The sequence below is a fragment of the Neisseria brasiliensis genome (genome assembly GCF_009671065.1).
Taxonomy (GTDB): Bacteria; Pseudomonadota; Gammaproteobacteria; order Burkholderiales; family Neisseriaceae; genus Neisseria; species Neisseria brasiliensis.
Map to the genome: position 1 here is coordinate 1,347,603 of NZ_CP046027.1, position 23,675 is coordinate 1,371,277.

Annotated in this window: 22 protein-coding genes; 9 read left to right on the top strand and 13 right to left on the bottom strand. The window is 43.9% G+C overall.

Annotated elements, in window-relative coordinates; translation table 11 throughout:
• Positions 1 to 31: 31 nt before the first annotated feature.
• A complete protein-coding gene (locus GJV52_RS06885; RefSeq protein ID WP_100564101.1) occupies positions 32 to 736 on the top strand; it encodes a fumarylacetoacetate hydrolase family protein in 705 nt (234 codons plus the stop codon).
• An 81-nt stretch (positions 737 to 817) separates the two neighbouring features.
• Here GJV52_RS06885 and GJV52_RS06890 read toward each other — a convergent pair whose 3' ends face one another.
• From GJV52_RS06890 to galE, 6 genes are all read right to left on the bottom strand, one after another.
• Positions 818 to 2,047, bottom strand: a complete 1,230-nt coding sequence (locus GJV52_RS06890; protein ID WP_100564099.1) for a capsule biosynthesis protein — start codon at positions 2,045 to 2,047, stop codon at positions 818 to 820.
• Between the two features lie 169 nt (positions 2,048 to 2,216).
• Entirely contained in the window at positions 2,217 to 4,265 is a 2,049-nt protein-coding gene (locus GJV52_RS06895; RefSeq protein WP_100564097.1) for a capsular polysaccharide biosynthesis protein, read from the bottom strand.
• 124 nt (positions 4,266 to 4,389) lie between these two features.
• Positions 4,390 to 4,929, bottom strand: a complete 540-nt coding sequence (rfbC, locus tag GJV52_RS06900) for a dTDP-4-dehydrorhamnose 3,5-epimerase (protein WP_100564095.1) — start codon at positions 4,927 to 4,929, stop codon at positions 4,390 to 4,392.
• Between the two features lie 55 nt (positions 4,930 to 4,984).
• Entirely contained in the window at positions 4,985 to 5,860 is an 876-nt protein-coding gene (gene rfbA, locus GJV52_RS06905; RefSeq protein WP_100564093.1) for a glucose-1-phosphate thymidylyltransferase RfbA, read from the bottom strand.
• Between the two features lie 64 nt (positions 5,861 to 5,924).
• Positions 5,925 to 6,986 carry a dTDP-glucose 4,6-dehydratase gene (rffG, locus tag GJV52_RS06910; protein WP_100564091.1) on the bottom strand — a complete coding sequence of 354 codons (1,062 nt, stop codon included), beginning with the start codon at positions 6,984 to 6,986 and terminating at the stop codon, positions 5,925 to 5,927.
• A 96-nt stretch (positions 6,987 to 7,082) separates the two neighbouring features.
• Positions 7,083 to 8,102: a UDP-glucose 4-epimerase GalE gene (gene galE, locus GJV52_RS06915; RefSeq protein ID WP_100564088.1), complete on the bottom strand. Its 1,020-nt coding sequence runs from the start codon at positions 8,100 to 8,102 to the stop codon at positions 7,083 to 7,085.
• Between the two features lie 176 nt (positions 8,103 to 8,278).
• Between galE and GJV52_RS06920 the strand changes: the two genes are divergently transcribed.
• A complete protein-coding gene (locus GJV52_RS06920; RefSeq protein WP_324253478.1) occupies positions 8,279 to 9,187 on the top strand; it encodes a DUF6716 putative glycosyltransferase in 909 nt (302 codons plus the stop codon).
• Between the two features lie 69 nt (positions 9,188 to 9,256).
• On the opposite strand, the gene tnpA is transcribed toward GJV52_RS06920, so the two are convergent.
• Positions 9,257 to 9,673: an IS200/IS605 family transposase gene (gene tnpA, locus GJV52_RS06925; protein WP_095503171.1), complete on the bottom strand. Its 417-nt coding sequence runs from the start codon at positions 9,671 to 9,673 to the stop codon at positions 9,257 to 9,259.
• 44 nt (positions 9,674 to 9,717) lie between these two features.
• Between tnpA and GJV52_RS06930 the strand changes: the two genes are divergently transcribed.
• The gene (locus GJV52_RS06930; protein WP_095503172.1) at positions 9,718 to 10,860 is read left to right on the top strand and encodes an RNA-guided endonuclease InsQ/TnpB family protein; all 1,143 of its coding nucleotides are present in this window, start codon (positions 9,718 to 9,720) and stop codon (positions 10,858 to 10,860) included.
• Between the two features lie 91 nt (positions 10,861 to 10,951).
• On the top strand, positions 10,952 to 11,269 hold the full coding sequence (locus tag GJV52_RS06935) for a hypothetical protein (RefSeq protein ID WP_229439399.1): 318 nt from the start codon (positions 10,952 to 10,954) through the stop codon (positions 11,267 to 11,269).
• A gap of 509 nt (positions 11,270 to 11,778) precedes the next feature.
• On the opposite strand, the gene GJV52_RS06940 is transcribed toward GJV52_RS06935, so the two are convergent.
• From GJV52_RS06940 to neuC, 4 genes are all read right to left on the bottom strand, one after another.
• Positions 11,779 to 13,266: an alpha-2,8-polysialyltransferase family protein gene (locus tag GJV52_RS06940; protein ID WP_100564585.1), complete on the bottom strand. Its 1,488-nt coding sequence runs from the start codon at positions 13,264 to 13,266 to the stop codon at positions 11,779 to 11,781.
• Positions 13,267 to 13,346: 80 nt separating this feature from the next.
• Complete coding sequence (gene siaC / locus GJV52_RS06945; protein ID WP_100564583.1) at positions 13,347 to 14,396, bottom strand: polysialic acid capsule biosynthesis protein SiaC; 1,050 nt, start codon at positions 14,394 to 14,396, stop codon at positions 13,347 to 13,349.
• Complete coding sequence (gene neuA, locus GJV52_RS06950; protein ID WP_100564581.1) at positions 14,397 to 15,083, bottom strand: N-acylneuraminate cytidylyltransferase; 687 nt, start codon at positions 15,081 to 15,083, stop codon at positions 14,397 to 14,399.
• A gap of 3 nt (positions 15,084 to 15,086) precedes the next feature.
• The gene (gene neuC, locus GJV52_RS06955; protein ID WP_100564579.1) at positions 15,087 to 16,220 is read right to left on the bottom strand and encodes a UDP-N-acetylglucosamine 2-epimerase; all 1,134 of its coding nucleotides are present in this window, start codon (positions 16,218 to 16,220) and stop codon (positions 15,087 to 15,089) included.
• Between the two features lie 127 nt (positions 16,221 to 16,347).
• Here neuC and GJV52_RS06960 point away from each other — a divergent pair.
• The 5 genes from GJV52_RS06960 to GJV52_RS06980 all read left to right on the top strand — a co-directional run bounded on the left by GJV52_RS06960 (position 16,348) and on the right by GJV52_RS06980 (position 20,989).
• Positions 16,348 to 17,099 (top strand): IS5 family transposase gene (locus GJV52_RS06960; protein ID WP_195690028.1). Its coding sequence is split into 2 segments (ribosomal slippage): positions 16,348 to 16,567 and positions 16,567 to 17,099, totalling 753 coding nucleotides; the frame shifts between segments, so codons are not numbered across the junction.
• 92 nt (positions 17,100 to 17,191) lie between these two features.
• Positions 17,192 to 18,367 carry a capsule polysaccharide export outer membrane protein CtrA gene (gene ctrA / locus GJV52_RS06965; protein ID WP_100564241.1) on the top strand — a complete coding sequence of 392 codons (1,176 nt, stop codon included), beginning with the start codon at positions 17,192 to 17,194 and terminating at the stop codon, positions 18,365 to 18,367.
• Positions 18,368 to 18,381: 14 nt separating this feature from the next.
• Positions 18,382 to 19,545: a capsule polysaccharide export protein CtrB gene (gene ctrB / locus GJV52_RS06970; protein WP_095502495.1), complete on the top strand. Its 1,164-nt coding sequence runs from the start codon at positions 18,382 to 18,384 to the stop codon at positions 19,543 to 19,545.
• Positions 19,545 to 20,342 carry an ABC transporter permease gene (locus GJV52_RS06975; RefSeq protein WP_100564242.1) on the top strand — a complete coding sequence of 266 codons (798 nt, stop codon included), beginning with the start codon at positions 19,545 to 19,547 and terminating at the stop codon, positions 20,340 to 20,342. Before ctrB ends, GJV52_RS06975 begins: the two co-directional genes overlap by 1 nt.
• Complete coding sequence (locus tag GJV52_RS06980; protein ID WP_100564243.1) at positions 20,339 to 20,989, top strand: ABC transporter ATP-binding protein; 651 nt, start codon at positions 20,339 to 20,341, stop codon at positions 20,987 to 20,989. Before GJV52_RS06975 ends, GJV52_RS06980 begins: the two co-directional genes overlap by 4 nt.
• A gap of 105 nt (positions 20,990 to 21,094) precedes the next feature.
• Here the strand turns inward: GJV52_RS06980 and GJV52_RS06985 are convergent, their stop codons facing one another.
• Together GJV52_RS06985 and gltS are read right to left on the bottom strand one after the other, a co-directional pair.
• Positions 21,095 to 22,129, bottom strand: a complete 1,035-nt coding sequence (locus GJV52_RS06985) for a lysozyme inhibitor LprI family protein (RefSeq protein ID WP_095502755.1) — start codon at positions 22,127 to 22,129, stop codon at positions 21,095 to 21,097.
• Between the two features lie 134 nt (positions 22,130 to 22,263).
• A complete protein-coding gene (gltS, locus tag GJV52_RS06990; RefSeq protein WP_095502756.1) occupies positions 22,264 to 23,484 on the bottom strand; it encodes a sodium/glutamate symporter in 1,221 nt (406 codons plus the stop codon).
• Between the last annotated feature and the right edge of the window lie 191 nt (positions 23,485 to 23,675).

A 23,675-nucleotide genomic window follows, 5' to 3' on the forward strand; every position in this document is an offset into this window, starting at 1 on the left:
AATTGTCTTGATAAAAAACAAAGGAGAAATCATGTCATACGTTTTCGAGCCGGTTCAGACGGCCGCTTTGCCGGTGGCCGGCAGCAGCGACCAATATTCCGTGCGCCGCGTGTATTGTGTCGGCCGCAATTATGCCGATCATGCGCGCGAGATGGGTTCTGATCCCGACCGCGAGCCGCCGTTTTTCTTTTGCAAACCGAACGACTGCCAATCCATCGTGCCGGTGGCGGCCAATGAAATGGTCGATTTGCCGTATCCGAGTTTGACATCAAACTATCATTATGAAGTGGAATTGGTGGTGGCCATCGGCAAGGGTGGCCAAAATATCCGTGCGGAAGATGCGGAAAGCCATATTTTTGGCTACGCCGTCGGCTTGGACATGACCCGCCGCGACTTGCAGGCGCAAATGCGCGAAATCGGCCGCCCGTGGGAAATCGGCAAAGCGTTTGATTTTTCAGCGCCGATTGGTGAATTGCACCGCATCAGCGAAACCGGTGCGTTGTCTGATGCGGCAATTGAATTGAGTGTCAACGGTGAAACCAAGCAAAGCAGCAACATCAATCACCTGACATGGAGCGTGGCGGAAACGATTGCCAAATTATCGGAATTGTTTACCCTGCAACCGGGCGATTTGATTTTCACCGGTACGCCCGAAGGTGTGGGCGCGGTGGTGAAAGGCGATACCATTCGCGCGAAAGTTGAAGGATTGACCAGCATTACAGTGTGCATTAAGTAAGTGTAGGGTTTTAATAAAACAGGCCGTCTGAAAGATGATTGTTCAGATGGCCTTGGTCATGTGGCATCGGTTCGGCGGGTGTCAGATGTCCGGAAAATTAACGCGGCTGTAAAAGCTGCCGTTGATTTGGGTCATGTTGATGTGAAACATGCGGTATGCATGAAATAAGCTGCTGTCCGGTGGTGTCGGGTTTTTCCAAAAATCAGCCAGTTTACCTTGATAAGTCATGCCGTCGATGTCGTAGTGTGCCCTGCCCAATACCTTAACCGGCATATTATGAATCAAGGCGGATAAACCGCTGGTGCTGTTGATGGTCACCATGCCGATGCCGTGGCGCAGGAAAACCGGTAACGGCACATCATGGACATAAATAATCCGCCCTTTCAATCGAGGATGCTTTTTGATAAAACACTTAATCACCCGGCCATAATCAATAAAGCCGCGATCCATCGGATGATGCTTGATGATCAGCGTCACATCATCAGGCGCATGCATGGAAAATGAAGCAAGAACATGCAATAAAAAGCTGCGTACCGTTGAAAAGTCGCAATGGATACGCACCTGACTGTCGTTGAAGACCTGTAGCGGCACCACAAAAAACTTACCGAATTTCCCTGCCTCGATTTGTTTGGCAAAGTTGGCATCTTCAATCCAGTAGTACAGCCGTTTAAATGTGGATAATGACCATAGCTTGGCGTAATGATCCAAATTTAAGGCACGATGGTGTATATAGTATGGGTATTTTTTACGGCGGCGGTTGGCTTCAATATAGTATCGGGCCGCATTTTGTGCCATGGGCTTAAAGCCACCGGGTACAGGGGCAGGATCTTGATATTCCTGGGTGGCCAATAGAGGAAATTGCGCATTAAAAAAACCGGCAGTACGCGGTAGCGGAGAAAAAGCATTGACACCTGATTTTTCTAAGGTAATAAAGAAAGGGCGGAAATAGCCTTCTTCAAAAGCCCAAAAATTCACACCGTATTGTTCGCTTACCTGACGTGCCTGCAGGTGATAAGGGCGGGTATCACCGAAGCAGACCACCGCCTGAATGCGGTATTCTTTGATGTAAGCCTCAAGATAAGCCGGGAAATCGTGATAGTTTCCCAGATAGGCATGGGTATGCTCGATGGTCTCGGGGTAGAAGTATTCATCACCGGCATTAAAGTTGAATTTGTGAACAGTTTTTCCATGGGTATCTGTCAGCCACGTTGCAAAATGCTGAAAAAAAGCCCCAACAGGCCCCTGCAGCAGCAAAATGCGTTCGGCAGTTGCCACCAGTTCATGAAGATAGCTTTTAAATAAATGGTTCATTAGGGTCGTGTACACATAGAAACTGGATAAAAATGGAATGTTGAGTTGTTGTAAGGTTTCCATTTTGTTTATGGCTATGCAGCTGATTGATAAGGATACGATGCATCAGCAGCCAGGTAAAGCACGCCGTTGTTAACAACATGGCATAGCCTGTGGCCGCTGTTGGCATTTACCCGACTAAAGATCGATATAATTGTTTGATTTTACCGATTTGCTTGCTTAACCAGCTTTTATGTAGTCGGCTGTTGTTTTTTTGCAATGCTTTTTGCGTTTTCAATACGTCGATGGCGGTAGCGGCATCAATCATACGGCGGGTATCCGGGTGGACATAGCCCGGATAGTAGATTAAGGTGCCGGCGATAAGCTCCCACAGTTTCAAACGGCGTGTACGGCGGGCAATGGGTAAACGGTCTTCGGTCAAGCCCCAGCCTGCGTAAAACGGCAGCCCGTAGCACACCACTTTTTTGCCGCGCAACAAAGCTTCAAATCCGGTCAGCGAGGTCATGGTGTGTACTTCAGCGGCGTATTGCAGGCAGGTAAGAATATCGGCTTCGGGGGCGGTTTGATCGGCGTAGCATGTCATGTCTTGCGCGCTGATGTGGCCGACTCGGTTGCCGCTGACTACATCGGGATGCGGTTTGTAAATAATATAGGCTTTAGGGTTGCTCTCGCGTACGGCGCGGAGCAAATCCAGATTGCGGTAAATTTCAGGCGAACCATGTCGGATGGAGGCATCGCCTTCCACCTGACCCGGCACCAGAATCACGGTTTGGCTGGTGTTGGGTGGGGTAAACACCTGATTGCCGACATTGTATTTGCTGATGTGGTGTTCAGTCAGGGTATGTTGCAGCATGGAGGCCGTCTGAAAATCCTGTTCGCTGAAAGCTTGGTTTTGCAGGATATATTCCAAGCGTGACGGTGTTTCGGCATTGAAATAAATCCCCATATCGTCGGTGACCAAAGACAATGCCGGCACCAAGTTCGACCCCAAACCTACCGAGCGGATAAAACCGTCTTCCATCCGCAGCAACGGCAAACCGCGGCTTTGGGCAAAATCAATCACGGCCTGCTTGCCGTTTCCCCAAGCCAGCACACGTGCATCAGCTGTAAAATCAATGTTTTCCAGCTTTTTGACCGATTTCACAAATTTCAGACGGCATGAAGGCACATTGAAAAACGGCTTCATCACCGCCTGTTTCCACAGCGACATGCCCACACAATACAACTCGCCACGCAGCTTTTCATTCAAGCGGCGGGCGGCGGCCAGATAATCAATCACATCAAACAGCGTACCGGCCTTGCCCGTATTCGGATTCAGGTAGCGGCTGTATTGCAGGTAGGCCGCAGCAAACAGCTGCAACAGCGAACGCGGCGCACGACGGCCTTCATCCATCAGCTTGGTAATATTGGGATGGTGGTCATCGCTCACACCCCAGCCGGCATACCACGGCAAACCAAACGTCACCAAAGGCTTGCCGCACAACAAGGCTTCAAAGCCCATTTGCGAGGTCACGCAATACACTTTGTCTACAGCTTGCAGCAGTGAAATCGGATTAATGTCTTCGGCCAATAAACGCACACGCGGCTGCTGTGCCAAATCAGTGAGATAACCTTGCTTCTTGCCGCTCAATACATCGGGATGGGTTTTGACCCAGATTTCCGCATCAGGATTTTCGGCTAAGGCCGTCTGAAACATTTGGCGGAATGTGGCTTCATCTGCGCCGCCATATTGAATCGCCATATCGCCGAAGGTTTGATCAATCACCAAAACAATGTTTTTGCCGTCTGGAACGAGGCCGTCTGAAAAATCCGGTGCATGGTTATATTTAGACAAACGGTGCGTCAAAATCAAATCAATCGCCTGCTGCGCTTGGTCAAGCATTTCAGACGGCATATCGGCGGCTAAAACTAACTGCTCCAAACGCGATGGGCGGGTTGTGTCGTAATAGATGCCGATATCGTCGTAAACCAGTGCAAACGGTGGATAACCGGCCACGCCTAAGCCCAGTGAGCGCAAAAAGCCGTCTTCCAATGCCACAAACGGCAAGCCATGTGATTGTGCAAACGCGCGTGCTTGGTGGGTGGTTGGGCGTAAGCCCCAGCCGATGACCGTTTCCGCCTGTTGGCTGCTTTTTTGGATGGTGTACTCAGGCAGAAAGTCCGCAAGATTAGGAATCTTACGGATGCTGCGGGATGGAATGTAAGCGTTTTTTGCCATGGGATTTTCTTGGGAGAGCGGAAAGGGTCAGGCGGCTTCATCAGCCACAAAATAGTTGGAATACTTATTTTACCGAAAAAACAAAGGCGGGTGTCATCCCTGCCTTGATTCATGGTATTGTTGTTTAGAATGTGACCGCTTCGGCGAGTGCCTTACCTGCCAAATCTTTGGCCGATAGGCTTGGTTCGCCTGATAAAGGCCAGTCAATTCCGACTGTAGCATCATTCCAAATCAGGGAATGTTCCGCATTCGGGTTGTAATAGTCGGTGCACTTATAGACAAATTCCGCTTCATCGCTCAATACATAAAATCCATGGGCAAACCCTTCGGGCACCCATAATTGGCGTTTGTTGTCTGCCGATAAAACCTCACCGACCCAGTGGCCGAAAGTAGGACTATCACGACGCATATCCACGGCAACATCAAAGACTTCGCCTGATACCACACGCACCAGCTTGCCTTGTGTATTTTCGGTTTGATAATGTAAACCGCGTAACACGCCTTGGCTGGATTTACTGTGGTTTTCCTGCACAAAAGTGCGTTCGGCCACATTTTGGCGGAACCATTCATCACGGAAGGTTTCCATAAAAAAACCGCGCTCGTCACCGAAGACTTTGGATTCGAGCAATTTGACATCGGGAATACGGGTGTCGATGATATTCATCATGTTTTCCTAAAAAAGCGTTTCAGACGGCCTCAAAATTGGTAAAAGCAACCTCTTAATCTCTGCCAACCAAGCGCAATAAATATTGGCCATATTCATTTTTACACATTGGCTTTGCCAAGTTTCTGATTTCTTCGCTGCTCAACCAGCCATTACGCCATGCGATTTCTTCCAAACAGGCGACTTGTAGGTTTTGAATGTTTTCAATGGTTTCGACAAACGAGGCTGCTTCCAACAGGCTGGCGTGTGTGCCGGTATCAAGCCATGCGAAACCGCGACCGAGCAATTGGACATTGAGCGAACCATCGTCCAAATACATTTGATTCAAGGTGGTAATTTCCAATTCGCCGCGTTCAGACGGCCTTACTTGCTTGGCAAACTCCACCACGCGATTATCGTAGAAATAGAGACCGGTGACCGCCCAATCGGATTTAGGTTGTTTCGGCTTTTCTTCAATCGACAGGGCTTTGAAATTCTCATCAAACTCAATCACACCGAAACGTTCGGGATCTTTCACTTGGTAGCCGAATACGGTAGCACCTTTGGTCTTCACGGAAGCGGCGGCTTCTTTCAGGGATTGGCTGAAATGCTGGCCATAGAAAATATTGTCGCCCAACACCAAACACACCGAATCACCGCCGATAAATTCTTCACCAATTAAAAAGGCTTGCGCCAAACCATCGGGGCTGGGTTGGATGGCGTAGGAAATTTGAATACCGAAATCGCTGCCATCACCCAGTAAGCGGCGGAAAGCATCGTTATCTTCCGGCGTGGTAATCACCAACACATCGCGGATACCGGCCAACATCAACACCGATAAGGGATAATAAATCATCGGTTTGTTGTACACCGGCAGTAATTGCTTTGATACGCCGCGGGTAATTGGATAAAGGCGTGTGCCGCTGCCGCCTGCGAGAATAATGCCTTTCATCAGTTTGCTTTCCTTGTGTAGTTTTTCAGACGGCCTTCATGCCGTCTGAACGTATTCTTATTGTTTAATTGCCCAAACGCTCACGGTTGTAGCTCCCGTCTAACACACGCGACCACCAAGTTTGATTGTTTAAATACCATTCCACTGTTTTGCGGATGCCGCTTTCAAAAGTTTCTTGCGGCTGCCAACCCAACTCACGGCCGATTTTTGCGGCATCAATCGCATAGCGCACATCGTGGCCGGGGCGGTCTTTGACATAGGTAATCAAATCTTCATAACGCGCCACGCCTTGCGGTTTGTTCGGCACCAATTCTTCCAGCAGGGCGCAAATCGTGCGCACCACTTCAATATTGGCTTTTTCATTGTGGCCACCAATGTTGTAAGTTTCGCCGATTTCGCCTTCTGTGACCACTTGATACAGCGCACGCGCATGATCTTCAACAAACAGCCAATCGCGAATCTGCAAACCGTCGCCGTATACCGGCAGCGCTTTGCCATCAAGCGCATTCAGAATCATCAGTGGAATCAGTTTTTCAGGAAAATGATAAGGGCCGTAGTTATTAGAACAATTGGTCACAATGGTCGGCAGGCCGTAAGTACGCAGCCATGCGCGCACCAAATGGTCGCTGGAGGCTTTGGAAGCCGAATAAGGACTGGAAGGGGCGTAAGGCGTGGTTTCGGTAAACAAATCATCCGTGCCGTGCAAATCGCCATACACTTCATCAGTCGAAATATGATGGAAACGGAAAGCCGCTTTTTTTTCAGACGGCATATCATGCCAATACGCGCGCGCCGCTTCCAAAAGCGTGTAAGTACCGACAATATTGGTTTCAATAAATGCCGCTGGGCCATCAATACTGCGGTCAACATGGCTTTCTGCTGCCAAGTGCATCACCGCATCCGGCTGGTGTTCGGCAAACACACGATCCAGTGCCGCGCGGTCGCAAATATCGACTTGCTCAAACGCATAGCGCGGATGATTGGCCAAAGATTCCAGCGATTCCAAATTGCCCGCATACGTGAGCTTATCCACATTCACCACCGCATCTTGCGTATCGTTGATGATATGGCGTACAACCGCCGAACCGATAAAACCGGCACCGCCGGTGACAAGGATTTTTTTCATGATGAATATTGATCGCTAAAATGATAAGGTAAATTTTACTATAAATAGCAAACAAAAGGCCGTCTGAAACTTCAGACGGCCTCTCAATTGAATGGCTTAATCATCATAACCATTCGGATTATTACTCACCCAGCGCCATGAGTCTTCCATCATTTGGGTTAAATCACGCTGGGTTTGCCAGCCGATTTGCGCCTTCGTGTAGGAAGGGTCGGCATAGAAACACGCCAAATCACCGGCACGGCGCGGTTTGATTTCAAATGGAATGGTTAAACCCGAAGCCGCTTCAAATGCGCGGATGATTTCCAATACTGAAGAAGCGCGGCCGGAACCTAAGTTCAACAAATGTGTGCCTGCTACATTGCTTTTTGCCTGCATAGCGGCGACATGGCCTTCAGCCAAGTCCATCACATGAATATAGTCGCGCATACCCGTGCCATCAGGAGTAGGGTAGTCATCACCGAATACCGCTAATTGCGGTAATTTACCTGCCGCTACTTGGCAGATATAAGGCAACAGATTATTCGGGATGCCATTTGGCTGCTCGCCAATCAAACCGCTTTCATGCGCGCCAATCGGATTGAAATAACGCAGTAAAATCACGCTCCAGCGCGGGTCGGCTTTTTGAATATCGGTGAGAATGCGCTCCACCATCGATTTCGATGTGCCATAAGGGCTGGTGGTGTCGCCCGGTGGCATATCCTCGGTATAAGGCACTTTGCCCGGATCGCCATAAACCGTCGCCGAAGAACTGAACACAATGCTAAACACGCCCGCACGCGCCATTTCTTCCGCCAACACCAAGCTGCCGGAAACATTATTATCATAATATTTCATCGGCTCGGCCACACTTTCACCCACCGCTTTCAAGCCGGCAAAATGAATCACCGAATCAATCCGATTTTCCGCAAAAATACGGCGCAAAATCTCACGATCGCGGATATCGCCTTGATAAAACGGAATCTCTTGGCCGGTAATCGTTTTCAAGCGTGGCAGGATATTGATGCTGGAATTGCATAGGTTATCCAAAATCACGACTTGATGGCCGCTTTTCAGCAAAGAAACAGCGGTATGCGAGCCGATAAAACCGGTGCCGCCGGTAACGAGAATTTTTTTCATAGAATAAAATACTAAAAATACTTTGATAGATTGATAATAATGGTTGTAAAATCTTAATGAAATAATTATCCCTGAAGTAGCAGTAGATTTCTTCAGATTTTTTTGGTTAAGTATATTTGATATCTAAGGTAAAATACTATAATTTTATTCATATGGTGTAGAATTAAGGGAAAATAGTGAAAAAAGTATTACTAATTGCCAGTTATGACTCGTTCCTTAACTCGGGCTATGCTGTTGCAAAAGAGATAAAAGATGCTCAAATTGATATTTATATCCACAAAAGTCGAGAAAACATTCTTTCAAATCGACAGTTATTAGAATCAGGGATAGATAAAGACCAAGCAATTTTTTTTCATATTGATGATTACTTTATTAAGAATATGCATCAATATTATGACGCAGTAATTTTATCGGTTGGAAATGGGTTGTTAAAAAGGTTCTTTAAGCAGAATGCGCAATTAGATATTGCTTCAAGGCCATTGATTATTACCTTGTTTCCAGGTGTAGTATTCGGTGATCAGGCAAGTATTCTATCTCGTATGGGGGCTGATATTGTTTTATATAATAATAAGCATGATTTTAGAATTGCAGAGGAATATAAGAAACAATATAAATTAAGTTGTCAAAATATACTTTATGGTTATCCAATTTTTCGCCACGCATCAAAAGGTCGTCATGGAGAGAAAATTTACTTTATTGACCAAGTTAAAATCCCATTTAAAAAAGAAGAAAGAATTTATACATTAAAAAAATTGATTGCCTTGGCTGAAAAATACCCTGAGAAAGAATTTACTATTTTGCTAAGGGTTGCAGATAAAGATATTACTGTGCATCAGGATAAACATTCGTATATAGAGCTGGCAAAGCAGTTTCAGTTGCCGAGTAATTTGACAATAGAGCGAAAAAGTACCGCGCAAGCCTTCCAAGAAATGGGGTATTGTTTATCTTATTCATCTACTATGCTTTTTGAAGCTGAATGTAAGGGTATCCCTGTTGGTGTTGTTGCAGACTTAGGCTTTTCTAAATCCTATGCAAATCAGCATTTTTTAGGTAGTGGGGTTTTAGTTTATCAGGCTGCGCCGTAAAACTTCGCCGTTCACGGCGGAGATATAAGGCGCGGACTGCGTAGCAGTCCTAAAACCGTTGATATTCAGTTAATCAGGCGTTTTCTGCTGTTCAATATACTGCCGAATAATCGTAATCGGCGCACCACCACAGCTACCTGCAAAATAAGACGGCGACCACAACGCACCGCCCCATAATTTTTGTTTGATGCTTGGATAATTTTTCTGTCTAATCATGCGGCTAGATACACCTTTCAAGCTGTTCACCAGTTTTGAAATAGACACTTTGGGCGGATAGTTCACAAGTAAATGAACATGGTCATCTTCGCCGTCAAATTCCACCAGTTGCGCTTCAAAATCGGTGCAGACGCTCTCAAAAATACCGCGCATATCGTCCAAAATTTCTTTTGTGAACACTTTTCGGCGATATTTTGCGACAAATACCAAATGTACATGAAGATTAAAAACAACGTGCCGACCACGTCTTAAATCAGTTTCTTTTTCCATAGACCAAGTGTAAAATTGCTAAAAATTCCATTATCCATGAAATCATGTTAATACTCAAAACATTCAAATTTGAACTGATGCCAAACGGCGAGCAAATCCGCAAAATGAAACAATTTTGCGGTTGTTCGCGTTTCGTATTCAATCGTGCTTTGGCGTATCAAAACGAACAATATCAACAAGATAATTCGTTCAAATTTAGCTACACCAAAATCGCAAATTTGCTGCCTGAATGGAAACGAGAATTAGACTGGCTAAAAGACTGCCACAGCCAAGTTTTGCAGCAAAGTTTGAAAGACTTGGAAAGCGCATTCAAAAACTTCTTTGCCAAACGCGCAGATTTCCCCAAATTCAAACGCAAAGGCGAAAAAGACAGTTTCCGCTTTCCGCAAGGCTGTAAATTGGAGCAGCAAAATAATCGTATCTATTTGCCCAAAATCGGTTGGGTGCGCTATCGCAACAGCCGACACGTTTCAGGCAGCCTGAAAAACGTAACCGTATCGCAAAAATGCGGTAAATGGTTTGTATCTATGCAAACCGAAACCGAGCAGGAAATCGCGCAGCCAAACGGTGGCGAAACTGGGATTGATATGGGTGTTGCCAAATTTGCAACATTGTCCAATGGTCAGTTTTTTGAGCCAATCAACGCATTCAAAACGTTGAAAGGCAAACTAGCAAAACTGCAAAAACAGTTCAAACACAAAACCAAATTCAGCAAAAACTGGCAGAAACTGAAAGCAAAAATCAGCCGTTTGCACCACAAAATCAGCAATATCCGTAAAAACTACCTGCACCAAATCAGCAGCGCAATCAGCCAAAACCACGCGATTGTGTATGTGGAAGATTTGCAGGTGGCGAATATGTCCAAATCCGCTAAAGGCAACGCCGTGCAGCATGGAAAAAACGTTGCTGCCAAATCAAGCTTAAACCGTGCGATTTTAGACCAGTCTTGGTTTGAGTTTCGCCGTCAGTTGGACTATAAGCTGTTGTGGCGCGGTGGGCATTTGGTGGCTGTTCCGCCACAAAATACCAGTCGTTGTTGCCCAGCTTGCGGACATACTGCCAAAGATAACCGTCAAACACAGGCAAACTTTGAATGTGTGCAATGTGGCTATCAAAACAATGCGGATATTGTGGGTGCAATCAATGTGTTAAAGCGCGGTCAAGAGATTTTGGCAGCGCAAAAGTAAAATGAAGTTTCAGGGCAGGACGTGCCCGTAGCGTCTGTGAAGTGAACCGTGCAGTAAGGCGGTCAGCAGCAGAAACCCACCGAAGCGATTTGTGAATGGCTCAATGCCGTTCACAAATCGCCGTAGGAATTCCCTCCCTTCAGGGAGGGAAGGACGTCAATTTGATCAAATAGATTTCACTTCCCCAAAAATAGCAGATCCGGATTGGCTTGATTGCTATGCTACTAAAAAGGTGATTACAACTGATGAGTTTAATAAGCTATTAAAGCAGGTTGTGCCATTGCAACATGATTACCAAGAATATTTATCTGCGGTGAATAGTATAGAATCAACTAAAACTATTTTTTTAAGAAAATTTAAAAAGTTAATTAGGGATCCTAAAAAGTTTTTTATGATTCTAAATGGTTGAGAAAGGTGATTTAATATAAAGCGCGTAAGGCTATAGATTTCTAAGCATACTGTAGTTAAAACCATTTTGTACTCCTTTAAATACCACCCAAAATGCTTTTTAGGGATGCCGTTAAATTTGTGCAAAATGGTATCTTACCTGACTTCAGTAGTTCTCAATTCTTCTAATATAATTTTGCCGATTAGTAAAATGTCTACTGTGTTTTATACGGAAATAATTGAATTCACTCAGACCCAGTACTTCATAACTATGAAAGTAGCCAGTGTAAACCACTGGCTACTTATCCCTAATAATGGGTGAAAATATCGCGTTTTACATTGAGAAATGCAGCCTTATAAACTTTACTACTGGGCTTTAAAAGCCAGAATACAGCAGCTCTGTTGTCGATTACTCTCCGCGTGTACCTTGGCGATGACCACAAAAATGGCTCTCATCAAGCTTCACTTATCTATCTTAATGCTGCTTTTTGAAAACAAGCATACGTATGGAGATCAGAAGTCATAGTATTTTTATCTATCTCTACCAATTCTATTGTCGGCGGAATAGTAATAATGTTTAATTTTTTCCCATGTCAATTTATCTTTACTATGAAAGTCTACGGAGATATTATCGATATAAAAAATATCTGAATATTCCATCTTATAAATTTGTTTTACATTATAAAGTGCATTGTAGTACCATAATGCTTTATGCCCTAATAAGGTAATATTGTTTTTGCTGGCAAGTTGCCAGTAAAAAATAGCCTGAAAGTAGTTTTTAGATTTATATGCGAATTCTGCAGATTTAAGAAGTGTTTCAAATGTTTCTTCTGTTTTAAAGAGAGGGTTACTTATTACCCCATTTAAATCATTTAGTATATTAATAAAATTAAATTTCTTAATAATCTCTAAGTGTTCTTGGATCATTTCAGTGTTTTCCACCATTGAATATTTTTGAATTAAGTTAATAATTAACTCTCCAATAGAAAGACATTGGGTTGAGGGTGAGAGTAATGGTGTATAAATTAAAGAACTAGAGGCCAGGCCTATAATTCCTTTAGGATTTGTTAAGTATATTAGGGGCTCAATTAGAAAAGGAGGTTCATTAATAACTACCAGCCGAGGGTTTATTTCTACCATATTTAGAAATAAAGACATTACATAGTTGTTGCCCATCTCTTTTGGGTGTAGTTTAATAAATATCTTTCCTTTAATTTGTAAACTTATGCTGTTTAAGATTTCTACTATACTCTTATAATACAAATCATCTGAAATGGGGTAGCGTTGACTAACAAAAATATAGTCATTTTTAGATATTTGATATTTTTTCTGTAAGTTTGCAATGTTATTATTAATGCTTATTCCTCCAGCATGCGCAAAAAACCGGTTATATTTTTTTGCATTAAATATTTTTTTAGCATATTCAGGAAAGGGGACATGCAATATGTCAAAATGATCTATATATCCTTTAATATTAAGATTATTTCCAATCAAATAACGTTCTAATTTTGTTGGATGATATGAAAATGATTCTAATAAAGGAGCATATGTTCCAGTCCCTTCATCAATTAAATGAGTCGTAATATTCTTTTTTTTTGCAATACTAATCAGATAGGAGTAGTGGCCTGTAAAAGACAGCATATAGAGATGAGCAGGCTGTATAATATTAAGGATTTTTTTGTAACTTCTATAAATATAAAGTAATTTTTTAGGAGTTATATTATTAGGGCTTCTAGGAAGCTCAAATAGATAAATAGATTCAAATAGATTCTTGTTAGCTGATTGATGAACTAACTTAGGCATTTTTAAGTTTTTAGAAGTATATAAAATTACTAGTAAATTATTGGTTAATTTTTGTATTTTAATTAGGCTTTGGACTTGGTTAAGCTGACCTAAATTAGATATGACAAATAAATTGTTACGTGGGGGGATAAGATAAAATGGAGATGTTGTCAACCACATTGAATCTTGAAAAAACTTTTTAGGCTGAAAAAGAGCTTTTTTTATTTTCTTTAGCATTGTATCTCTCAAAAATTAATGAGAATTAGCTATATGTAATAGCCAATCCTCTGTTAATAAAGTAACTAAGTTAATAAGCATTATTCAATATCAGTTTTTTTGATTTGAGCACCTTTGCGAATATTGCAAGCAGCGACCTTACCAAATAATGTTTCATATTCGTTGACGCTGAAGTCTCCATTGCCTGGGCGTTTAACCCATAGGTTATCTCCGGACAACAGTTCTCCTTTTTTAATGTCTTTATCTGCTACGACAGATGCAAAGGCGAAATCTTTAGTTGGCTTTTCTCCCGCGATAATCGTGTCTTTTTTGCCGCCGCGTGCCAATTTTAAAGCATGAGCGCCTTGCTTGAGCTCTTTAAAAGTATCCGGATTCATAGAGCATACAATATCCGGACCTGGGCGATCCATGCGGTCAGTAAAGTGACGCTCTAAAATCGAACCGCCTAAAGCTACTGCTCCTAAGCAAGCATAGTTATCTAAGGTATGGTCAGACAGGCCAATGATTGCGTCTGGAAAGGCTTCAGATAAATCGTTCATACCACCCAATCGAACATCTTCGTAAGGGGTTGGGTAGATGTTGGTACAGTGAAGCAAAGCATAAGGTACCCCTGCTTCTCGAATAATTTCTACCGACTTTTTGATGCTTTCAATAGAATTCATGCCGGTAGAGAGAATAATAGGCTTACCAAAAGAGGCCACCAGTTTAATTAATGGGTAGTTATTACATTCGCCAGAGCCGATTTTATATGCTGGAATATCCATACGTTGTAATCGTAAAGCAGCTGCACGAGAGAAAGGAGTACTGATAAAAATCATACCCTTACTCTCTACGTATTCTTTTAATTTAATCTCATCTTCTTCATTCAGGGCGCAACGTTCCATAATTTCATAAATAGAGACATCTGCATTGCCTGGAATGACTTGTTTGGCCTCATCAGACATTTCGTCTTCAACGATGTGTGTTTGATGTTTAACAACTTCGGCACCTGCATTATAGGCAGCATCAACCATTTCAAAAGCTGTTTGTAAAGAGCCTTCATGATTAATGCCGATTTCACAGATAATCAATGGTTCGTGGTTATAACCTACTGAACGATTACCAATTTTAAATTCGTTGTTGCTTTGCATTTAGCTTTCCTTGTGATTAAGAATGTTTTCTGCCTGTTGTAAATCAAGCTCGGTATCTATATCGATAGAGTCTTGATGAGACATAATATAAAGTTTGGTTGGGGCGATAAAAAAACAATTATTTGCAATTAGTGAAGCAGTATCATTAATGTAAATTGCACCATTAGGCCTAAATGCCTGAGGTAATTGTTGGCGAGGCTGCTCCAAATCGCTTAAATGGCGCATGGGAGCATATTCGCCATTATTGATTTGAAGCAGGGTTTTTAGTGGATGATGCTCCATTGGGCATGCAGAGACAATGGATCCTTTGATTTTCTCATCAAATAGAGAAAAAGCTTCACGAATGTGAGTCCCTGTGCGTAATGGACTTGTCGGTTGTAATAGGGTTACGGTGCCGGAATTGCTGCCAATTGTTTCCAAAACATGTATTACACCTGAAATAGAGCTGGCTGTATCGGAGGCCAGCTCTGCAGGACGTAGGACGACTTCCACGCCGAAATTTTTAGCTTCTTCTGCAATTAACTCACCATCAGTCGAAACAATTATGCGCTCAAAACACTTCGATGATATAGCAGCATTAATTGTATGACCAAGTAATGATGTACCATTAAGTTTTCGGAGATTTTTTAATGGCAATCCTTTGGAGTTTTGGCGTGCAAGTATAACTGCAATATTTTGTTTTTTCATAATTTAAAGACTCAAGTCGATAAAACGTTTTTGAGCAGAAACATTCCACGTTTCAGGATTGTTGATTACTTCAGCAAATCTTTCTGTGCTGGTGCGAGTATCTCCACCATTAAAGGTATCATCCGCTTCAAATTTGCCTAAACTGCATGCTTGTTGAATCGCATCAAAGATATTTTTAGTTTCATAATCTGTATGAATAATAGATTTTCCCATATGGCGGTTACTTTGGCGTGTACCAACATCAATTGAAGGGACACCGTAGAGAGGAGCTTCTCTAATACCTGCACTTGAGTTGCCGACCATAAATTTAGCATGTTTCAATAAGACTAAAAAATATTCAAATCGAATGGAAGGAAATGCAATAAATTTATCAGATTGATATTTTAATAATTCTTGCAGAATACTTTCAGTGCCAGTGTCATTATTAGGGTAGATGCTAATAATATTTTGGCCACTTAATTCTAATGCTTTGAAATATTGAGCTGCATATTGTGGCATTAAATGTGCTTCTGTAGTCACTGGATGAAACATAGAGATACCATAGTTTTCGTATGGTAAACCGTAATATTCTTTGACTTCTTTTAAGGATGGGAGAGTGGAACATGACATAACATCTAAATCAGGAGAACCAATAATATGGATATGTTTTCTTTTTTCTCCCATTTGTACTAATCGTGTGACGGCTTGTTCGTTTGCTACTAAGTGGATATGGGAAAGTTTGCTAATAGAATGACGAATGGAATCATCTACTGTGCCTGATAATTCACCTCCTTCGATGTGGCAAACTAAACGGCTGCTTAATGCACCTACAGTTGCGCCTGCTAGTGCTTCTAAACGGTCGCCGTGAATCATGACCATATCAGGTTCAATTTCATCAGATAGACGAGAGATAAACGTAATGGTATTGCCTAAAACGGCACCCATTGGTTCACCTTGGATTTGATTTGAAAACAGATATGTATGTTGATAGTTTTCTCGAGTTACTTCCTTGTAGGTTCTGCCATATGTTTTCATCATATGCATACCAGTTACAATCAAATGCAATTCAAGGTCTGGGTGATTTTCAATATAGGCTAATAAAGGTTTTAGCTTGCCGAAGTCGGCTCTGGTACCTGTAATGCAAAGAATTCTTTTCATGATTTTAGAATCTATAAGTATAAGGAAGTTGGAAAGAAGAATACTAGGGCGTGTCCCTAATTTGAATAAGCCCAAAAGAGCCCTATTTTAACCCTATATTCCAACGAAATATAGGCAAACACAAACAATGGCGAGAACCGCAATAACTGACAACATATGGGAACAATTACAAACAACCATGAAAGCGCACGGCTGTCATCAATGGAAGAACGACCGTACCGTGATGGAAGCCATACTATGGAAGCTAAGAACAGGTGCACCATGGCGAGACATACCTATTGAGCTAGGGTCATGGAAAACCGCTTATAACCGCTTTAACCGATGGTCTAAAAAAGGCTTGTGGCAGAATTTTTTTTTGATCTACGAAAAGAAATTGACAAAGAATGGGTATTCATCGACGGAAGTTATGTACGGTGTCATCAACATGCAAGTGGAGCTCGGCGTGGTTTCGATAGAGCAATTGGACAAAGCCGTGGCGGAAACACGACAAAAATACACCTATGTGTGGACTCGCATGGAAATCCGCTCGATTTTAAAGTCACTGGGGGTAACGTGCACGACAGTCAAGTTGCAAACGACTTGATAGAAGTCATACAAGAAGCCCAGTATTTTATCGCTGACAAAGGGTATGACTCGCAAGAAATCAGAGATAAAGCGATAGAACACGGTATGAAAGCTATTATACCAAAGCGTAAAAATGCCAAGAAAACTAACCCTGATTTTGATAGCTACCTTTATAAATTACGCCACTTAGTCGAGAATGCATTTGCACGATTAAAGCAGTTTCGTAGTATTGCTACTCGCTATGAGAAATTAGCTCGTAATTTTAAATCGATGCTTTACTTGGCTTGCTCTATTATTCATGCTAAGTTAAATTGAGGACACGCCCTAATTATACTCTACGTACTCATAAATTTATTTCGATTAAGTGCTATAATTAGGCCATTTATAAGTATATTAGGATTTAGCTTGTGTTTAAAGTGAAATTTTATTTTCGTCACGCAGTATTGTTACTGTGTGGAAGCTTAATCGTGGGATGTTCTGCTATTCCTTCATCAGGCCCAAGTGCGAAAAAAGTTGTCTCATTAGGGCAACAGTCTGAAGTTCAAATTCCTGAAGTGGAGTTGATTGATGTCAACCATGCCGTGGCACAGTCGCTGTATAAGGCTCAGGTGAATCAGTCGTTTACTCAGTTTGGTGATGGTTATGCTTCTGCCGGTACGCTGAATGTCGGTGATGTATTGGATATTATGATTTGGGAAGCGCCGCCTGCTGTTTTGTTTGGCGGTGGTCTTTCTTCGATGGGCTCGGGTAGTGCGCATCAAACCAAGTTGCCAGAGCAGTTGGTCACGGCACGTGGTACGGTTTCTGTGCCGTTTGTTGGCGATATTTCGGTGGTCGGTAAAACGCCGGGTCAGGTTCAGGAAATTATCAAAGGCCGTCTGAAGAAAATGGCCAATCAGCCGCAAGTGATGGTGCGTTTGGTGCAAAATAATGCGGCAAATGTATCGGTGATTCGTGCAGGCAATAGTGTGCGTATGCCGTTGACGGCAGCTGGTGAGCGTGTGTTGGATGCGGTGGCTGCGGTAGGTGGTTCGACGGCGAATGTGCAGGATACGAATGTGCAGCTGACACGTGGCAATGTGGTGCGCACGGTGGCTTTGGAAGATTTAGTTGCAAATCCGCGACAAAATATTTTGCTGCGTCGCGGTGATGTGGTTACCATGATTACCAATCCCTATACCTTTACGTCTATGGGTGCGGTGGGGAGAACACAAGAAATCGGTTTTTCAGCCAGAGGCTTATCGCTTTCTGAAGCCATTGGCCGTATGGGCGGTTTGCAAGATCGCCGTTCTGATGCGCGTGGTGTGTTTGTGTTCCGCTATACGCCATTGGTGGAATTGCCGGCAGAACGTCAGGATAAATGGATTGCTCAAGGTTATGGCAGTGAGGCAGAGATTCCAACGGTATATCGTGTGAATATGGCTGATGCGCATTCGCTATTTTCTATGCAGCGCTTTCCTGTGAAGAATAAAGATGTATTGTATGTGTCGAATGCGCCGTTGGCTGAAGTGCAGAAATTCTTGTCGTTTGTGTTCTCGCCGGTTACCAGTGGCGCGAACAGTATTAATAATTTAACTAATTAATGTGAGTAATTAAGATGTCTGAGCAACTTCCTGTGGCAGTTGCCACTGAAACCAAAGCCGAGCGTAAAAAGCCGAAAAAGAAAAGTTGGATTAAAAAGCTAAGCCCTTTATTTTGGGTAACGGTGATTATCCCTACGGTAATTTCGTTGGTGTATTTCGGCTTCTTCGCTTCCGATCGTTTTACGTCGCAATCGAGCTTTGTGGTGCGCTCGCCTAAAAGCCAATCTTCTCTCAATGGCCTGGGTGCCATTTTGCAGGGCACAGGTTTTGCCCGTGCGCAAGATGATATTTACACGGTTGGGGAGTATATGCGTTCGCGCTCGTCTTTGGATGAACTGCGTAAAATCTTGCCGGTGCGTGAGTTTTATGAAACCAAAGGTGATGCGTTCAGCCGCTTTAATGGGTTTGGGTTCCGTGGCGAGGAAGAGGCTTTTTATCAATACTATAAAAATCAGGTGATGATCAATTTTGATACGGTTTCGGGTATTTCCACGTTGAATGTAACTTCCTTTGATGCGCTGGAATCTAAGAAAATCAATGAGGCTTTGTTAAAGCAAGGTGAAGCATTGATTAACCAGCTGAACGATCGTGCACGTGCTGATACGGTGCGTTATGCGGAAGAAGTAGTGAAAACGGCGGCAGAGCGGGTAAAGGAAGCCTCTCAGAATCTGACTGATTACCGTATTGCCAATGGCGTTTTTGATTTGAAAGCGCAATCGGAAGTGCAAATGGGGTTGGTTTCCAAGCTGCAAGATGAATTGATTGTGATTCAAACCCAGCTGGATCAGGTGAAAGCAGTCACTCCGGAGAATCCGCAGATTCCGGGTTTGCAGGCGCGTGAGCAGAGCTTGCGTAAAGAAATTGATCAACAGTTACGTGCCATTTCGGGCGGTGGGCATTCTTCGTTGTCTAATCAGGCGGCCGAATATCAGCGTGTGTATTTGGAAAACCAGTTGGCAGAGCAGCAGTTGGCAGCCGCCATGACTTCTTTGGAAAGTGCCAAGGTTGAAGCAGACCGTCAGCAGCTTTATTTGGAAGTGATCTCGCAACCGAGCCTGCCGGATTTGGCATATGAACCTAAGCGCTTATACAACATCGTGGCGACTCTGATTATCGGTTTGATGGTTTATGGTATTTTGAGTTTATTGACGGCCAGCATTCGTGAGCATAAAAACTGATGAAAGCCTTGCATAAAACATCATTTTTGGAATCTTTGGCCATTCAAAGGCGTGTAATCGGTGCGCTTTTGATGCGTGAGATTATTACCCGTTACGGTCGCAATAATATTGGCTTTTTATGGCTGTTTGTTGAGCCGTTGCTGATGACATTCGTTATCGTCTTGATGTGGAAATTTTTAAGGGCAGACCGATATTCAACTTTGAATATTGTCGCATTTGCGATTACTGGCTATCCGATGTTGATGATGTGGCGTAATGCCTCAAAACGGGCAGTTGGGTCGATTTCTTCAAATGCCAGCTTGCTTTATCACCGCAATGTAAGAGTTTTGGATACCATCTTGGCGCGCATGATTTTGGAAATTGCTGGTGCAACCATTGCGCAGATTGTGATTATGGCGGTATTGATTGCGATTCGTTGGATTGAAATGCCTGCGGATATTTTCTATATGCTGATGGCTTGGCTTTTGATGGCTTTTTTTGCGATTGGTTTGGGTTTGGTAATTTGTTCGATTGCCTCTAATTTTGAGCCATTTGGCAAGATTTGGGGAACATTAAGCTTTGTGATGATGCCGTTATCGGGTGCATTCTTTTTTGTACATAATTTGCCTCCGAAAGTGCAAGAGTATGCATTGATGATCCCGATGGTGCATGGCACAGAAATGTTCCGTGCCGGATATTTTGGCAGCGATGTGATTACCTATGAAAATCCTTGGTATATCGTTTTGTGCAATCTGGTATTGTTGTTGCTTGGCTTAGCGATGGTCAGCAAATTCAGTAAAGGGGTCGAGCCACAATGATTTCGGTTGAACATGTTTCCAAGCAGTATCAAATGCGCGGCGGTATGCGGACGGTGTTAGACGATATCAATTTTTCGCTGCAAAAGGGTGAGAAAGTTGGTATTTTGGGTCGAAACGGTGCAGGTAAATCGACGTTGATCCGTTTGATTAGTGGTGTCGAGCCGCCTACCTCGGGCGAAATCAAGCGAACCATGAGTATTTCTTGGCCGCTGGCGTTTTCCGGTGCCTTCCAAGGAAGCCTGACCGGGATGGATAATCTGCGTTTTATCTGCCGGATTTATAATGTCGATATCGATTATGTGAAAGCGTTTACGGAAGAATTTTCGGAGCTGGGGCAATATTTGTATGAGCCGGTGAAACGCTATTCTTCAGGTATGAAAGCGCGTTTGGCTTTTGCCTTGTCGCTGGCGGTGGAGTTTGACTGTTACCTGATTGACGAAGTGATTGCGGTGGGCGACTCACGTTTTGCAGCTAAATGTAAATATGAGCTGTTTGAAAAACGCAAAGACCGTTCGATTATTCTGGTGTCACACAGCCATAGCGCGATGAAGCAATATTGCGATAATGCCATGGTGTTGGAAGCCGGAAAGTTATATCAATTTGACAATATGGATGAAGCTTATCAGTATTATAATGCTTCGGTATGATGTTATATGGTGAAGGCCGTCTGAAATTTCAGACGGCCTTCAATTTTGTCGGATAGTTTAAAGACAGGGCTTCTGAAAAGAGAAGCCCTATGTTGATTTTAGAATTTAGTGAATAGTAAAGCCGCGCAGGTATTGGGTGCGCTCGCGGGTCATACGGGTGTCGCATTGCAGTTGCAGATACTCGGCTTGTGCCGGATTATCGGCTGGTGCGGCAGCGCGCAGGCAGTTTTGAGATTTACTTTGAATCCAGCTGCGCTGCTCATCCAGAATGCCTTGTTGCACCCCACGTTCCATGCTGTTCCAAAGGCTGTTGATTTCGGCTTCGGCTTGGCGGTTTTGTGCGCGTGCGGTTTCTAAATCATCCATGGAGAATGATGAGCCTTGAGCAGGCGTGTCAATCGTCGGGCTGATGATTTCGGTGTGTGAATCCAAGCCGATTAAATCTTGTGGGATGCCATCGTATTGGCTGGCGGCATTATTTTCCAAAATATCTTCAGGGTCGGCTTCCGGCGGTTCGTCGAAAGTTTGGGTTGCGCTCAGGCGGATGGCTTCTTCTTTGCTGACTGCTTGGCCGTCAATCATCACAATGCTTTTGACGCCGTAGGGCAGCAGGGCGGCAGATAAGGTCTGCGCAGTTGCGGTCACGACATTGTCTTCCAGGTTCACGCCGTCGGTTTGGTTTGGTGTGTAGCGGATGGTGGTGGTGAAGCTGTTGCCTGAGTAGCTGAGATGGCTGCCCATGATTTTTTGTTCGATGATTTCGCCTACGCTCGTGCTGCCGTAAATCAACGGGCTGTTGGCGGCGGCGCTGTTAGCAATATCGGTTGGTATGATGATGCGTAAACCGGCACTACACAGGGTTTTGTTGCCTTCGCGTATGGTTTGGGCATCTTCTAAGTTGATGTCGAGAAGGGAGCCTGCTGCAATGATTTTATCGGCATCGACAAATTGGCGGCTGTCGTTGCGGGCAAATGCGCGCGCTTCTTGTTTGATGATGTCTTGAAGATTGTTGCGGATATTTTGCACTACGGCAGGGTCGGTACAGGCCAATTCAGCGGTGGTGTCCTGCTTGTTGGGCTTGTCGCCGCAAGCGGCCAATAAACCGGTGGCAAGCGTTAAAGCCAGCAGTTTTCGATACATAATATTCTCCTTAACGGGTATGGACCGGATTAGCTAAAGGCAGCCATACGCATTTTTGATGTTTCAGACGGCATAATAACAAAAGCACTTGTAACAAGTAAGATGTTACAAGTGCTTTTTCGTTGATTAACTGATTATTTGAGGAAGTTTAAGAAGCCCGACAAAATAATCACATTGACGATATCGACAAAGAATGCGCCCACCATCGGTACAATCAAGAACGCTTTGTGTGATGAACCGAAAGTTTGGGTAATCGATTGCATATTGGCAACCGCAGTTGGCGTTGCGCCCATACCAAAGCCACAGTGGCCGGCAGACAACACAGCAGCATCATAGTCACGACCCATCACCACATAAGTTACGAAAGTTGCATACAGAATCATCACCACCACTTGAACCGCCAAAATAATGGCCACCGGGCCGGCCATGCCGGTCAATTCCCACAGCTTCAAGTTCAACAGCGCCATGGCCAAGAATAAGGACAGCGAAGCATTACCGAATACATCAATCGCGCGGTCGAACATGTTGACTTTGAATGCGCCGGTCAAGACGTTACGCAGAATTACACCGAAGAACAAACACCATACGAATTTCGGCAAATCAATCAGATACTGCTTGTCGTAGCTGTCCATGATTTCAGCAAATGCCAAACACGCGGCGAACATGGCCAGAGTTTCCACTGCATTGTCTGCGGTAATCAGGCGTTGGCGGTGTGCTTTTTCAAAGATGTCATCATTGTTGTCGTTGGTGTTTTCGTTTGTGATTTCTTCAGCAGAAATCGGCTTGCGGCCTTGGCGGTTAATCAGACGGCGAGCTACCGGCCCACCAATCAAACCGCCGAATACCAAGCCGAATGTGGCCGCGGCCATACCCAAGGTCGTCGCGCCCATGACACCATATTCTTTCTCAAAAGTCGGCCCCCATGCACCGGCGGTACCGTGGCCACCGGTCAAGGTTACCGAGCCGGTCATTAAGCCAATCAGCGGATCCAAGCCCAATACAGTCGCCAAGCCAACACCCACTGCGTTTTGTACCACAATGTACAAGCCAACCACTACGGTGAAAATCACCAATGGCAAACCACCGGCTTTCAAGCGTGAGAAGTCTGCACTCAAGCCGATAGATGCAAAGAAAATCAGCATGAAGGCATCTTGCAAAGGCTTTTCAAATTTGAAGCTGACACCGTACATTTGGTGCAAAACAAACAGCACCAAAGCAGCAATCAAGCCGCCGGCAACCGGCTCTGGGATGTTGAAATCACGAAGAATGCGGATTTTCTTCACCAAAAATTTGCCCAAGAGCAGCACCAAGGTTGCCGCAATCAGGGTGTAGTAACTGTTAAATTCCCATTCCATAATAGTTTCTCTCTATAAAAAAAGGGGTTTATGAAAGATAATTGACGATATTAGGGGAGCTGTTAAATTTTGTCAAAGAACAAAGCCCATTTTAATCGCATATTTACATTGTGGAAGCTTAATTAGTTTAGGCCGTCTGAAAAAAGAATGGTGAATAAGGCCATTGTTTAATATAAATGGTTTATGAGTTT

Coding starts and splice junctions, on each gene's coding strand:
- GJV52_RS06885 (WP_100564101.1), top strand. CDS start 32: ATGTCATACGTTTTCGAGCCGGTTCAGACGGCCGCTTTGCCGGTGGCC.
- GJV52_RS06890 (WP_100564099.1), bottom strand. CDS start 2,047: ATGAACCATTTATTTAAAAGCTATCTTCATGAACTGGTGGCAACTGCC.
- GJV52_RS06895 (WP_100564097.1), bottom strand. CDS start 4,265: ATGGCAAAAAACGCTTACATTCCATCCCGCAGCATCCGTAAGATTCCT.
- rfbC (WP_100564095.1), bottom strand. CDS start 4,929: ATGAATATCATCGACACCCGTATTCCCGATGTCAAATTGCTCGAATCC.
- rfbA (WP_100564093.1), bottom strand. CDS start 5,860: ATGAAAGGCATTATTCTCGCAGGCGGCAGCGGCACACGCCTTTATCCA.
- rffG (WP_100564091.1), bottom strand. CDS start 6,986: ATGAAAAAAATCCTTGTCACCGGCGGTGCCGGTTTTATCGGTTCGGCG.
- galE (WP_100564088.1), bottom strand. CDS start 8,102: ATGAAAAAAATTCTCGTTACCGGCGGCACCGGTTTTATCGGCTCGCAT.
- tnpA (WP_095503171.1), bottom strand. CDS start 9,673: ATGGAAAAAGAAACTGATTTAAGACGTGGTCGGCACGTTGTTTTTAAT.
- GJV52_RS06930 (WP_095503172.1), top strand. CDS start 9,718: ATGTTAATACTCAAAACATTCAAATTTGAACTGATGCCAAACGGCGAG.
- GJV52_RS06940 (WP_100564585.1), bottom strand. CDS start 13,266: ATGCTAAAGAAAATAAAAAAAGCTCTTTTTCAGCCTAAAAAGTTTTTT.
- siaC (WP_100564583.1), bottom strand. CDS start 14,396: ATGCAAAGCAACAACGAATTTAAAATTGGTAATCGTTCAGTAGGTTAT.
- neuA (WP_100564581.1), bottom strand. CDS start 15,083: ATGAAAAAACAAAATATTGCAGTTATACTTGCACGCCAAAACTCCAAA.
- neuC (WP_100564579.1), bottom strand. CDS start 16,220: ATGAAAAGAATTCTTTGCATTACAGGTACCAGAGCCGACTTCGGCAAG.
- ctrB (WP_095502495.1), top strand. CDS start 18,382: ATGTCTGAGCAACTTCCTGTGGCAGTTGCCACTGAAACCAAAGCCGAG.
- GJV52_RS06975 (WP_100564242.1), top strand. CDS start 19,545: ATGAAAGCCTTGCATAAAACATCATTTTTGGAATCTTTGGCCATTCAA.
- GJV52_RS06980 (WP_100564243.1), top strand. CDS start 20,339: ATGATTTCGGTTGAACATGTTTCCAAGCAGTATCAAATGCGCGGCGGT.
- GJV52_RS06985 (WP_095502755.1), bottom strand. CDS start 22,129: ATGTATCGAAAACTGCTGGCTTTAACGCTTGCCACCGGTTTATTGGCC.
- gltS (WP_095502756.1), bottom strand. CDS start 23,484: ATGGAATGGGAATTTAACAGTTACTACACCCTGATTGCGGCAACCTTG.